The organism is Spirochaeta thermophila DSM 6578, from assembly GCF_000184345.1.
In the GTDB taxonomy this organism is placed as follows: Bacteria; Spirochaetota; Spirochaetia; order Winmispirales; family Winmispiraceae; genus Winmispira; species Winmispira thermophila.
This window is the reverse complement of sequence record NC_017583.1, coordinates 1960839-1974059: the sequence shown is the minus strand read 5'-3', so window position 1 is coordinate 1974059 and position 13221 is coordinate 1960839. Positions and strand designations below refer to the sequence as shown.

Below are 13221 nucleotides of genomic sequence, written 5' to 3'. Positions count from 1 at the left end.
ACTGCGCCCATTAAGTCAAGACAAAAAGGGTAGGGAGAAATGGTAGTACCGAAAGGGGTCATGCGACCTCCTCTCCTTGCATCTGCGCCCAAAGGGCCTCATATTCCTCGGGGCTCCTGTACCCTAGCGCACTGTGGACATAGTGCTGGTTGTACTCCTCCGCCCATCCCCTCACCGCCTCCTCCAGCTCCCCCACGTGCTCCCACTCCCGCAGCCACAACAGCTCCTCCTTCATCGTCCGTATCATCCGCTCCGTGTCCGCATTCCCCTTCGGATTGTTGTAGCTCGTGAACACCTGTTCGATCCCCAATACCTCCATCGCCTTCATGAACGACCGGCTCAACGGTTGGCTCCCGTTGTCACTCACCAGCCGAAGCCCTCTCCCCCTCACCCCCTCGGGAAACTCCCGCTCCACCGCCATCTCCATCGCCGCACACCACTCCTCACTCCTCCCCCTCACCGACACCTTCCACCCCACCAGCTTCTTCGTGTACCAGTCAAGTACGATCACGAGATAGACCCATCCTATCCCTTTCACCAGCACCTTCGTCATGTCGATCCCCCACCACTCCCTCGGTCTCCTCGCCACCGGCTTCCCTCGCCCACTCCCACGTCTCGCTTTCTTCTTCTCCCGTCTACACATAAGCCCCGCACCCTTCATAAGTCCTCTCACCCGCTTCTCGCTCACCTCCTCCCCCTCCCGCCTCCTCAACCACCACGCCACCCGCCTGTACCCCCAGTACGGATGCTCCCCCACAAGATCCCTGATCTTCTCCATAAGCCGCCCATCGTCCCTCTCCTTCTCCTCCCGCTTCTTCCCCACCTTCTGCCCCCTTTTCCTCCTCGCATAGTACCGGCTCCGACTCACGCCAAACGCCTCACACGCATCCTTCACCCGATACCCTTCCCCCACCAGCCGCTCCACTGCCTCTACCTCCCCAACAGCTCCTTCGTTTTTTTTAGTATCTCGATCTGGATCGCCTGCTTCGCTATGATCTTCTCAAGCTGCTCTATCTTCGCTCGATAGGTGTCCTTCTCCTTCCTGCCGTCTGCAAGGGCTCTCGTGCCCCCTTCCAGAAACCTGTCCCGCCATCGGTAGTACATCGTCTGGCTGATCTGGTGTTCCCGGCAGATCTCGGCGATCTGCCGTTCGCCTCGGAGTCCTTCCAGGACGATCGCAAGTTTCTCTTCAGTGGTCCATGTCCGCTTCTTCATCTGCGTCCTCCTCCCTTATTCCAGTCTTACCTCTACCATTTCTCCGTGTCCACTCCTACGGGACGCAGTATATAACATTTCCTTTTCTATCTACTGACGCAACATCACGACCTTTCACTATTTCAAACCTTACATCTTTTTCCGTGGTCTCTATAGGAATGAATACAGGTGAAAGTTGTAGGATACTTCCTGCTTCTACTTTTACTTCTTCTGGCTCAATTTTAAGGGCTTTAAGAGCAATCGGCTCTGATTTATCAGAGTGAAAGGTGGTAAGCGCGTAAATTTTTACTATACCTTCTTCTCCCACGTAATCTTCTTTATCATCTTGGACATAGCAACCGACTTTAAAGTAATTGAGATAAGTGGTCCAATTGGGATCTGTGCCCAGTAAGTCATAACTGAATGCCTTTGTCCTACCTTCGGAGGAGATGTACGCGTAGAAAACCCCATCGATGATCTTAAGTGTCACTTCAAATTGTTGACCAAGTTCTACGTTGGAAAAGTAGAATTTCTTTTCTCCTGCAGACAGAGAGGCCTCTACTTTAACTCTGGTTTCAATTTCTTTTGTTGTTCCATCATACACTACTTTTATAGTTGCAGGTCCGTTATCCCCATTTGGATAGATGGAGTGGATTTGAGCGACGATTATCCGCCCACTTGTGGGTAGTTTTTCCACTGATTCGGTGACCGTCATCACATGGGTACCGGTAAAGCCCCAGTTAGTTGTTTCGTGAACCCCGTCGATCAGTTCTCTCAGCTCGCATCGTGTATACGTGGTGTTAGGGGTAGTAAAACCTTTGATGGGGGAGCGAAAGACCACGGCTTTTGAGTCCGGATCGAGATAGAAGAATTCGTCTTGGTAGCCCTTTTTTAACTCCTCAGGGTACACCTCTTTCACAGAGGTACCGCTCTCTGAGGCAACAGGAAGCTGGAGTTTCCATGTGGAGAGGTCGGCGATGTCAGCCGGGGACAGGAGAGGCTGTTCCTTACTTCCCTGGGCCGAAAGAAGAAACCCAGTGGAGAGGAGGAGAAATATATAAAGGAGACGGTTCATAGAAAACCTCCTCATATTGATTAAAACGTTTCATCAATAGTAGCATCTGATATATGAAATGTCAATTGTTTTTTGTTCAAGATTTTAAGATTTTTGTTCGAACGATTAGGTTTTAATATTTATAAACCATATCATACTTTGGTTAACTATTTTTTATTTTATAAAGGATAAAAATGAATATATTTGTTTTCTTTATAGATGAAATTGAGTAATAACGACGACAAGTAATTAAATGGAAACGTGAAGATGTATATCAGGGCTTGACAGCTAGGGAAATCTATGATACATTATTTGTAACGTTTTAATTTGCGAAAAGCGATGATAGTGAACAAGTGGAGGGTAAAGTGAAGGAGCGGGTTACTATCGTTGATGTGGCTCGAAGAGCAGGGGTTTCTGTGAGTACTGTCTCTAATTATCTCAATGGGCGAATGAATCTCATCAAGGATAAAACACGAAATCGTATTAAACAGGCTATCGAAGAGTTGAATTATCGTCCAAATCCGGTAGCACGCCAGCTCAAGACAGGGAGTGCCCCTTTTATTGGGCTGGTCGTTCCCTCGGTAGCAAACCCATTTTATGGAACATTTGCCCACCATGTAGAGGTGGAGGCTGCTAAAAGAGGGTTTCATGTGCTGTTGGGGAATTGCTGTCGTGATCCGGAACGAGAACGCGAGTTTGCTGAAGAGTTGGTTGCATATGGAGTACGGGGGATTGTGTTTGGTAGTTCCCTTGCGGATATCTCGTATCTCTCTGATTTGGCGAAAGAAGGGTTGTGTCTGGTCACCTTTGATAGGTCTTTAACGAATAGTGAGCATGTACAGTTTGATGGAGTTGGTGTGGATAACAGACAGGGAGTGTACATAGCGACCAGACACCTGTTGGGCTTGGGGCACAGGCGTATTGCGTTTGTCTCAGGTTCTATTCGCACGGTGAACCGCCTCGATCGTCTCACGGGGTATGAACAGGCGCTCAGGGATGCAGGCGTTGAAGAGGATCCTTCCCTGATATGGCAAGGGGAGACGGTAGAAGGGTTTGGTGATTTTAATGCTATCCAGTTAGGGAAACAGGCTGCCTATCAGCTTCTTACTCGCTCAGAGCGCCCTACCGGTATTGTGACTGTGAACGATATGTTTGCCCTTGGGGTTTATGCCGGGGCAAAGGAGTTGGGAGTTTCTATCCCTCAGGATCTTTCTGTGGTGGGGTTCGATGATATTGAACTTGCTGAGATCGTAGAGCCTCCCCTTACAACTGTTCGTCAGCCTATTCCTCTCCTTGCCTCAAAAGCAGTGGAGTTACTTCTCAACAGATTGGAAGGTAAAGAGGTCAGAGAGGGGCAGTATTACATGTTCCCTCCTGAGTTAATAGTGCGCCGATCTACGGCTGAGCCTAAATATTAAACTATATGGAGGGTTAGATGAAGCTCGATCTTTCGAACAAAACAGCGCTTGTGACAGGGGCAGGCGTAGGGATTGGAGCAGGGATTGCGAAGGCGCTCGCAGAGTGCGGGGCAAAGGTTGCTATTACGTACTATTCCCATCGCGAAGATGCGGAGAAGACCGCATCAGACATCAGGGCGAAGGGTGGTGAGGTCTATGTGTTCCAACTCGATGCCACTAAAAGTGATGAAGTGGCAAAGGTGGTAAAGGATGTGGCTGAGGTACTTGGGGGAAGAATCGATATCTTAGTCAATAATGCGGGACATCTCATAGGCAGGGTGAACGTAGCAGAGATGTCTGATGAGCACTGGCATAAGGTGATCCATACCAACCTGAGTAGCAATTTCTATGTGACAAGGGCTGCTCTTCCTTTCATCCCTGAGGGAGGACGTATCGTGAATATGGCTTCCCTTGCTGCGAGGAATGGTGGAGGAAATGGAGCTGTGGCGTATGCTGCTGCAAAGGCAGGAATCCTTGGCTTTACAAGAGGGCTCGCAAAAGAGCTCGCTCCTCGAAATATTACGGTGAATGCGCTTGCTCCTGGATTTATTGTGGACACTCCATTCCATGAGACCTTTACAGGTCGGGAGAAGTATGAGGATATCATCCAGCGGATTCCTCTGAAACGGGCAGGTACTCCGCGGGATGTAGCGGGTGCTGTGCTCTACTTTGTGTCTGATTTGGGCTCATGGGTCACGGGACAGGTTGCTGAGATAAATGGTGGATCATGGTTCGTATAGGAGAAGGCATGAAGCTGTTGGGGCATCTGGACTGGGAATGGGTGACAGCACAGAGCCACGCAGAGGGGTGGCGAGCACACGTTATTCAAAGTTTTAGTGATCGCTGTGAGCGTGTGCTGGAGACCTCCCTTGAGGTGCCGAGTGCCCCTGGCGGGTGGATGCACCAGTTTATCTGTGAAGAGCACTGGCTCCCTCTCGTGTATGAGACCGAGCAGAAAGAAGTGTATCGCTGTCCCCACGGGCATAACGTGGGTGGTCCTGAGGTGCATGCTGCTTGGAGGGCTTTGAGACATAGGGAACTCGGTGATGACCTCCGTGATCTTGCGCTGGGTGCGTTGGTGTTTGATGATACCCGTTTTGCTGATGCTGCGCTCACGCTCCTGAGGCGGTATGCAGAATTGTATGCTACGTTTAATGCTGGTGAGGCAGCCCAGGCATGGATGCTGAGGGGGAGGGCCTTTCATCAGGCTCTCACCGAGGCCCTCTGGGCTATCCCTGTGATGCATGCTATTACCCTCCTCGATGCTCATATTGGGACCGCAGAAAAGCGGTCCCTTTATGGGCATTTACTTGTGCCTATGGCCGAGACGTTTAAGGTTGCCCATGAGGAGTTGATCCGTCAGGGTAGGGTGGAGAGCAACTACACCGCCTGGCTCAATGCAGCACTGGGGTGTGTCGGGTTCCTGTTGGAGTCGGATGAGCTCGTTCGTCGGGCGATTGAGGGGGAAGGAGGATTTTATCACCACCTTTCCCTTGCGGTGAGACCTGATGGTTTTGAGTATGAAGGATCGGTGTACTACCACAATTTTGTAGTACTCGCATATGTGCTCCTGGCTGAAGCAGCTCTTGGGAATGGGATAGATCTTTATCGATACACGGCTCCTGAGGGGCAGAATATTCGGGCAATGATGGATGCAACCCTTTCTCTTGCGTATCCCGATGGAAGCCTTCCCTTTTTAAATGATGGGGCGTATTGGGATGGGGGTGGATACTGGAAAGGAAGTATTCTGGATCGTGAGCTGTGTGAGGTGTATGAGATAGGCTATTCGCGTTTTGGAGAGCCGGGGTACGGGTGGTTGCTCGCCTCAGCTTACAGGAGGCGCGGATGCTCCCGGGGAGAGTGGGCTGCGGTACTGTATGCAAAAGACCCAATTGATGGGAAGGAGGCTCCTCCTCTCAGGACCTCTGTGTTGCCGGATAGCGGAATTGCCACCCTAAGACCCACTCGAGCTTCCCACGTAGTGACCCTTGTGTATGGACCCGATGGGGGCTCCCATACTCATCATGACCGACTATCCCTCTCTATATGGCCGTGGTCTACAGATCCAGGGACGCTCCCCTATGGGGGAAGGTCCCGGAAAGACTGGTATCAGCATTCCCTTGCTCATAACGTGCTCGTTGTGGATGGTACCTCTCAAGCTATCCTGAGTTCCTGTTGTGTGTTCTCAGAAGAAGAGGATGGGGTTTCTGTTGCCTCTGATAAGTTGTATGAGGGCGTTTTTGTGAAGAGGTCGATCGCGTTCCATGACTCTGCTGTGCTCGATGTGATGAGTGTCTCTTCTGAACAGGAACACTCTCTGTGGTGGGTACTCTTCTTGGATGGAACATGGGAGATAGATGGGGTGACTGAGGTTCCCTCAGAACATCTTGGAACAGCTCCTCCTGATCTATTTGTAGAAGTGAGTGCTCGGAGGGGAAAGAGTAATGAGCCTCTCTCGGCGTGTACTGTGAGAGACAGTGTGCGATACAAGGTAGAGGTGGGTGCTTCTGTGCCCTTTGAGGTGTTAGTGGGAAAAACACCTCCTCACGCCTCTCACTACCTTGGGCAGCGAGAGGTTCTTATCCTCTGTTGTGAAGGTCGAGACGTTCGATTTGAGGCTTCATACGGTGAGGAGAAGGGAGATGAGTGAGCACTTGTTGCTTAAGAGGAAGAGCCTTCAGGAGTGGCGTTCTCTTGCTCGCTCCACTCATAAACGTCAGTACCAGCACCTTCTAGATCATGTGAGTGGGTATCTCACCTCTCGTCCCCCTGAAGAACATCCTGATGATTCAATTACCTATACCGGGGCTGCGGTGGCCAATCTTGCCCTTGCCTATCTTTTGAGTGAGGATGAACGATTTCTTTCTGCGCTTCGACAGTGGATGGATGTTGTCATCCACTATCCTCACTGGGGGAAGCATAGAAAGCCTGATCATGACCTTGATGCTGCCTGGCTTTTGTTTGGTCTTGGCCTGGTGTACAACTGGCTTGGGGCTGAGCTTTCTGAAGAGGAGCGTTCGCGACTTAAAGCCAAGCTCCTTCTTCAGGGGCGAAGAATGTTTGCGTATGCGACAGAAATAAAAGGTGATTGGACGTATCACTTTTGGCAAAATCATAACTGGATTTGTTTTGCGGGACTTGCCACCGCAGGCTATGCGCTTAAGAACGAGGCCCCTGAAGCTGAGACATGGTGTGATACTGCTCTGGAGAATTTTAAGAGCGTATTTTCTCTTCTTCCTGACGATGGTTCTGATTATGAGGGGGCCACCTATTGGCGCTACGGAATACCTTGGCTCCTCATTGCCGACCACCTTTTTGAGGAGCAGGTCGGTATTGCCCTCAGGGATCTTTCAGGATTTCTCTCAAAGACATTCTTCTTCAGGCTCTACATTTCAGGCCCCAATCTCGTGGACACAGCCCACTTTGGTGATTGCCACGATAGAAGGAGCGCACATTCAAAGGCTGTACTCTATCGCCTCGCAAGCTTGTTCAGAAATGGATATGCACAATGGCTCGCCTCATATTTTGATGAGATAGGAGAGTGGGATCGAGAGGCCCAGGAAGGGCTTGTGAGGCCTGGATTAGGGCCGGAGGCATTTCTGGAGTTTCTCTGGTTCGATCCTATGGTAGAACCCACACCCGTGCAGACACTTCCTCACTTCCATGTATTTGCGGATCTCGGTCTTGCTTCTGTGCGTACAGGGTGGGATCGTGATGCGACCGTATTGGTGTATAAATGCAGTCAACCCTCGGGGTATAAGCCGTGGCACTATGGACATGCCCTGTTCAGAAAGTATGGATGGCATACGATCAGTGCAGGGCATGCCCATCCTGATGAGCATACCTTTGTGCTCATGAAAGGCAATGATCACCTGGTGGTGGATGAGGGGTACAATCGCACATGCTATTCCCGGTATCACTCCACCCTCCTTGTCGATGGGAAGGGACAGTATCAGGAGGGAGGATACAACGTATTCGAAGGATTGGGGGCTGACTGGGGAGGGAGATTGGATGAGTGGTTAGGTCTGGATGGTCTCTTTTATGTGCGAGGAGAGGCAGTAAACGCCTACGATCGATCGTTGCAATTACACAATGTCTCGAGAGACATGCTGTTTATCGATGGTGAGATGCTACTGGTACACGATTATCTTCGGTCTGAGGTACCCCATCGGTATCAGTGGCTTCTCCAGATGGATGCACCCCCCCTTAAAGAAGGTGAAGATAGGTTCGTGCTTCACGTAGGCAAGAGCACGATGGGTATTCACATCCATCATCCGTCTTCTGTGGTATCCATTCTCAAAGAACAGCAGGTGAGCGCAAATCCCACTTCAGCAAATCCCAAGTGGGTCCTTACCCGTACGTTGCATACCCTCTTTTGTGAGCCTCCTGACCCTGTGGAGGAGGCCGAGTTTCTTGTGAGTCTTACCTTGCAGGGACATGCTGCGGCGCTTCCTACAGAACGGGGTCGGCTCGTGAGTTTCTCCGGGAAAAGGGGAGAGTGGGTAATTGGGGTAGGGAAGGGTGGGGTCGGTCTCTCTGTGGATGGACTTCTGCTTACTGATGCTTCCTGTGTGGCCCTCTCTTCTGAGGAAGAGGTGCCGACAAGAGGGCTTGCGGTACACGCGAGCATGCTATGGTGGAAAGGAATGCCATTGCTTATCTCCTCTCCTCCCGTCTCCATAGCGTGGAGATGGAGCAGTAGTACGCATCTGGATGCCCAGATTACGAGCCTACGTAAGGTTTCCCTTAGCGTGAGGTGTCCTGGGACTCCTCAGAAGGTGGTGGTGAATGGTGAGGAGGTGGAGTTTTCTTTTTCTCGTGATGTCTCACTTGTCCGCTTTGTACTTCCTGGAGGTGAACTCAACTTAGAGCTTTATTGCTCACATAAATGACAAAGAGAGAGGAGGTTTTTGTGGATTGGAAGGAGCCTCTTAACTACACACTGGAGATCACACGACGAAACATCGAAACCCTCGAAGATTTCCCAGAATCGTGTGATGGACCTTCTTGGAGGACAATAGAACGTGAACGAGGTGATCGGGCTCATTGGGTGGACGGCTTCTGGACAGGGATTCTATGGTTGTCATATGTCCATTCTCAGGATGAACACTTCAAAGCTGCGGCTCTGGAGTGGTCGAAACGGCTTCGATGGCTGAAGCATTCCACCTCCACACATGACCTTGGGTTCATTTTCTATCTCTCCCACGTGCTGGGAGGAAGGGTTCTCGCTGAGCCGGACCTTTACTCTCATGCAGTAGAGGCAGCTTCCTCGCTTGTGAAGAGATACAACCCAAGGGGTGAATACCTCCAGGCATGGGGTGAACTTGATGGAACCCGCAAAGATAGAGGGAGAACGAACGTTGACCTCATGATGAATCTCGCCCTTCTCTTCTGGGCGAGCGAGCAGACAGGGGATCCTCTCTTTGCAGAGGTAGCGACGCAACACGCCCGCACGAGCCGACTTGTACTGGTAAGAAAGGATGGGTCGACTGCTCATGTGGCTGATTTTGATGTGGATACAGGGGTGTGGATAAGGAGCGATACCTATCAGGGATTTGCGCATGATTCATGCTGGTCTCGGGGGGAAGCATGGGCGCTCTATGGGTTTGCCACATGTTATGAAGCCACTTCGCTACCTTCTTTCCTTGGAGTAGCGAGGAAGATCGCTTCCTATACGCTGGAACATCTCCCTGAAGATCTTGTGCCGTTTTGGGACTTTGATTCCCCTGATATCCCGAACACCTACAGAGATTCGTCTGCAGCTGCGGTGATTGCATGTGGTCTGCTTGCGCTTGCTGATGTGGAAGAGGACTCCACTCTTACGGATAGGTGGCGAGAGTGGGCTGCTCGTATCACCTGGTCGCTCTGGGAGCACTATTCTTCCCGGAATACCGAGATTCCTGCATTTTTGCTCCACGGTTCTCGTTCGGTTCCTCATGGGTATAAAGATCATGCATTGATCTATGGCGATTACTACTTCTTGGAGGCCCTCATTCGTCTCTCCAGACCCGAGCTTTCCCATTTGTTTAAAGTAAAAGAAAAAAAGGCCTGAGGAGGATGACATGAGACTGCTAAAAAAACCACAGCTCAATAGTTTTAAGCTTGAAGCAGTTACTGGCTTTGTGTTTATCTCTCCGTGGTTGGTTGGTTTCCTCTGCTTTATGCTTGGTCCACTTGTGGCTGTGATTGTGATCAGCTTTATGAACTGGGATCTCATCTCAACTCCACGCTGGATCGGGTTTCGAAATTATCAGAAGCTTTTGGGTGATCCTCTCTTCTGGCAGTCATTGAAGGTTACCATTGTGTATGGCCTCGGACGGGTTCCCCTCGGGATCCTCACTGCTTTGTGTACTGCTCTGCTCTTGAATCAGCGGGTGAGGCTCCTTGGGTTCTGGCGGGTAGTGTACTATATGCCAGTGGTGCTTCCCCCGGTAGCGATCTCACTGATGTGGATGTGGATCTACAACCCTCGATATGGGGTCCTCAATGGGTTCCTGCAAACGGTGCTTGGAATTCAGGGGCCAAGCTGGCTGGAGGATCCTGTGCTCGTACTGCCGTCGCTTATGGTGATGGCGGTATGGGCAGCCGCAGGTCGAAACATGATTGTGTATCTCTCAGGACTCCAGGGTATTTCAAATGAGTTGTATGAGGCCGCTATCATAGACGGCGCGAGTGCGTGGTCGAGGTTCTGGAAGATTACCCTCCCCATGCTCACGCCAGTCATCTTTTTCCACCTAGTTACGGGTATGATTGAAACGTTTCAACTTTTTACGCAGGCCTATGTGATGACGGAAGGTGGTCCCAATAACGCTTCCCTCTTTTTCAACTACTACCTCTACCAGAAAGCGTTTCAGCAGTACCAGATGGGGTATGCAGCTGCCATGTCCTGGGTGGTGTTCATCATCATAGTGGCACTTACACTCTTGATATTCCGTTCTTCCAAAGCGTGGGTCTACTACGAAGCTGAGGTGAAATAACAGAGAGGAGGAATAGTATGGAAACAGCTATGGCTACATTAATGGAAAAGAAAAAAAGGGAACAAAAGACATTGTACTACTTCTCTCGGGTGTTGATTTACATCCTCCTTATTCTTGGGGCTCTGATGATCTTTTTCCCCTTTGCATGGACGGTGAGCACATCTCTTAAGACGGACAAACAGGTCCTTGAGTTTCCCCCTTCGTGGATTCCTCGTCCCATTGCATGGGAAAATTACCCTCGTGCCCTCACTGTCAGGCCCTTCCATATTTACTTCAGAAATACCTTTTTGATCGCAGGGATTGCGGTCTTTGGAATGGTCTTGAGTTCAAGTGTGGTGGCATATGGATTTGCTCGTTTTCGGTTCCCTGGACGGAATGTGCTCTTTTTCATCTTGCTCAGTACTATGATGCTTCCAAGTAATCTCCTTATTGTGCCAAGGTTTATTCTTTTCAAGTTGTTAGGATGGCTCGATACTTTTCTTCCTTTGACAGTGCCCACATTCTTCGGAAGTGCCTTTTCGGTTTTCCTCATGCGGCAGTATCTGATGGGGATCCCCCTCGAGTACGATGAGGCCGCAAAGATCGATGGGGCTTCTCCTCTTCGTATTTTCACCAGTGTGATATTGCCGCTGATGAGACCTGCACTCGGTGCAGTAGCGGTATTCGAGTTTGTGAATGTGTGGCGTGATTTTATGGGTCCCCTCATCTATCTCAGTTCAGAGAAGAACTACACTGTGTCTCTTGGACTTGCTGCCTTCAGAAGCGAGTTCTTTACTGAATGGAACCTGTTTATGGCTGCAGCCACTGTGGCGATGGTTCCCCCCCTTATCATGTTCTTTATTGCCCAGAAGTACTTCATAAGCGGGGCATCCCTCACAGGTTCTGGGGGGTCAAAGGGTTGATCATGTAGATCATGTAGATAGTGGGGCAAATGTTAACCCTTGAGGGTTAACTAGAAATAACACCGAGATGGAGGTGATGTATGAAGAGAGTGCTAGTTCTGTTTCTGGGAGCGATGCTCCTCCTGATGGTGCCAGGCTGTGCAAAGAAAGAAGGCACCACAGCAAAGGCGGAGGGCCCTGTGACTCTGAGATGGTTCCTCCGTTGGGACCAGACGAGGGTGGACAATGTGGCAAAACCAGTGATCGAGGAGTTCCAGCAGCTCTATCCTCACATCACTGTTGAGCTGGAGAATATAGGATCGGGGACAGAGTACTACGCAAAGCTCCAGACCATGGTGGCCGGGGGTCTTGCTCCTGATGTGTTCTATCCTGCCACTCATGTGGCGTATGCGTATGCGATCAAGGGTGCCATCCGGATGCTCGATGACTTCATCAAGCGGGATAAGATTGATCTCTCTGCGTATAATCCTCAGATCCTTAATCTCTATAAGCTCAATGGAAAGGTGTATGGGCTTCCCATCGATACTGCTGCGCTCGTCGTCTTCTACAATAAGGATCTCTTCGATCAGGCAGGGGTGCCCTATCCTAAGAAGGGCTGGACGTGGGACGATTTTCTTGAGACAGCGAAGAAGCTCACCAAGGACTTCGATGGAGATGGTCAGCCAGATCAGTTTGGTGTGGATCAGTTCAGAAATTACTGGCCGCTCCTCGTCTGGAGCCACACCGGACACGGGCTCTTCGATGATATTCGGAAGCCTACCACGTTCATCGCAGGTTCCGATCCCAAGGTGGTGGAGTCCATCCAGTGGATTGCTGACCTCATGTTGGTTCACAACGTGATGCCTACCGATGAACAGAGGGCTGATATCAGTGATCTTTTTGCCGCAGGAAAGGCGGCCATGCAGATTGTAGGTCACTGGCGTGTGAATACGTACCTGAAGGCAGGAATCAATTTCGATTGTGCGCCTCTCCCCATTGGCGATTCTGGTAAGTCGGTGAACCGGGCTGATGGAAGTTGTTTTGTGGTGTCTAGCCAGAGTAAGCATCCTGAAGAGGCGTGGGAGTTTGTAAAGTTCCTCGCCGCTCCTGGGGCTCGTGGTGTGAGTATGCTGCTTGGTCTCCAGATTATGACACCTGCCTTGATTGAGTTCCAAAAGGATCCTCGTTTCCTCACTCCTGAACAGCTTCCTGGGGTGAACAAGGCCGCCTTCCTCGAAGGTGAGTATCTCTTCCCCATGTACGATCCTATCCATCCTATGTATGCTGCTTTTGATGCGGCGTGGAAGCAGGAGCTGGGACTGGTGTGGCTTGGGCAGGCCACTGCCAAGGAGGCGATGGAGCGGTTAAAGAAGCAGGTTGAGGACATGCTCAAGAATCTTGAGGACTATGAGTAAGTGCACTTCGTGTGTGTCGGAATGTCTGGACCCGACCAGGTGAGCTCCTGGTCGGGTTTTTGTATGGAGATGGTCCAGAGGGATCAGAGTGCCTTCTAAGGGAAGGGAGAGGGCGCTCTATCCCGTTCTGTGTCGATGAATAAGGGCTAGGAAGAGGGTTGTAGAAGTGGGGGTGGTAGTGAGGATGTCTGTTGTGGTGTGGGGGTGGATGTGCTGATAGATCATTCGTCCTTTTTTGTGTAG

10 protein-coding genes are annotated in these 13221 nt (G+C 50.7%); 8 read left to right on the top strand and 2 right to left on the bottom strand.

Annotated features, from left to right (window positions below):
* Window positions 1-58: 58 nt before the first annotated feature.
* A protein-coding gene (locus SPITH_RS08940; RefSeq protein WP_425358082.1) for an IS3 family transposase occupies window positions 59-1215 on the bottom strand; the annotation gives its coding sequence in 2 pieces (ribosomal slippage) (window positions 59-966 and window positions 966-1215; 1158 coding nt in all).
* A 55-nt stretch (window positions 1216-1270) separates the two neighbouring features.
* Window positions 1271-2269: a polysaccharide lyase family 7 protein gene (locus SPITH_RS08930; RefSeq protein WP_014625340.1), complete on the bottom strand. Its 999-nt coding sequence runs from the start codon at window positions 2267-2269 to the stop codon at window positions 1271-1273.
* Window positions 2270-2613: 344 nt separating this feature from the next.
* Between SPITH_RS08930 and SPITH_RS08925 the strand changes: the two genes are divergently transcribed.
* The 8 genes from SPITH_RS08925 (at window position 2614) to SPITH_RS08890 (ending at window position 12978) form a co-directional block, all read left to right on the top strand.
* Entirely contained in the window at window positions 2614-3666 is a 1053-nt protein-coding gene (locus tag SPITH_RS08925) for a LacI family DNA-binding transcriptional regulator (RefSeq protein WP_014625339.1), read from the top strand.
* Between the two features lie 17 nt (window positions 3667-3683).
* Window positions 3684-4445 carry an SDR family NAD(P)-dependent oxidoreductase gene (locus tag SPITH_RS08920; protein WP_014625338.1) on the top strand — a complete coding sequence of 254 codons (762 nt, stop codon included), beginning with the start codon at window positions 3684-3686 and terminating at the stop codon, window positions 4443-4445.
* A gap of 8 nt (window positions 4446-4453) precedes the next feature.
* The gene (locus tag SPITH_RS08915; RefSeq protein ID WP_014625337.1) at window positions 4454-6355 is read left to right on the top strand and encodes an alginate lyase family protein; all 1902 of its coding nucleotides are present in this window, start codon (window positions 4454-4456) and stop codon (window positions 6353-6355) included.
* Window positions 6297-8597 carry a DUF4962 domain-containing protein gene (locus tag SPITH_RS08910; RefSeq protein ID WP_155816545.1) on the top strand — a complete coding sequence of 767 codons (2301 nt, stop codon included), beginning with the start codon at window positions 6297-6299 and terminating at the stop codon, window positions 8595-8597. Before SPITH_RS08915 ends, SPITH_RS08910 begins: the two co-directional genes overlap by 59 nt.
* A 20-nt stretch (window positions 8598-8617) precedes the next feature.
* The gene (locus SPITH_RS08905) at window positions 8618-9757 is read left to right on the top strand and encodes a glycoside hydrolase family 88 protein (protein ID WP_014625335.1); all 1140 of its coding nucleotides are present in this window, start codon (window positions 8618-8620) and stop codon (window positions 9755-9757) included.
* A gap of 10 nt (window positions 9758-9767) precedes the next feature.
* Window positions 9768-10682: a carbohydrate ABC transporter permease gene (locus SPITH_RS08900; protein ID WP_014625334.1), complete on the top strand. Its 915-nt coding sequence runs from the start codon at window positions 9768-9770 to the stop codon at window positions 10680-10682.
* Between the two features lie 17 nt (window positions 10683-10699).
* Entirely contained in the window at window positions 10700-11584 is an 885-nt protein-coding gene (locus SPITH_RS08895) for a carbohydrate ABC transporter permease (protein ID WP_014625333.1), read from the top strand.
* Window positions 11585-11664: 80 nt separating this feature from the next.
* Window positions 11665-12978 carry an ABC transporter substrate-binding protein gene (locus SPITH_RS08890; protein WP_014625332.1) on the top strand — a complete coding sequence of 438 codons (1314 nt, stop codon included), beginning with the start codon at window positions 11665-11667 and terminating at the stop codon, window positions 12976-12978.
* The last annotated feature ends 243 nt before the right edge of the window (window positions 12979-13221 follow it).

Bases quoted from the DNA above. Each gene is read 5' to 3' on its own strand.
- SPITH_RS08900 (WP_014625334.1), top strand. From the start codon at position 9,768: ATGAGACTGCTAAAAAAACCACAGCTCAATAGTTTTAAGCTTGAAGCA.
- SPITH_RS08930 (WP_014625340.1), bottom strand. From the start codon at position 2,269: ATGAACCGTCTCCTTTATATATTTCTCCTCCTCTCCACTGGGTTTCTT.
- SPITH_RS08915 (WP_014625337.1), top strand. From the start codon at position 4,454: ATGAAGCTGTTGGGGCATCTGGACTGGGAATGGGTGACAGCACAGAGC.
- SPITH_RS08890 (WP_014625332.1), top strand. From the start codon at position 11,665: ATGAAGAGAGTGCTAGTTCTGTTTCTGGGAGCGATGCTCCTCCTGATG.
- SPITH_RS08895 (WP_014625333.1), top strand. From the start codon at position 10,700: ATGGAAACAGCTATGGCTACATTAATGGAAAAGAAAAAAAGGGAACAA.
- SPITH_RS08920 (WP_014625338.1), top strand. From the start codon at position 3,684: ATGAAGCTCGATCTTTCGAACAAAACAGCGCTTGTGACAGGGGCAGGC.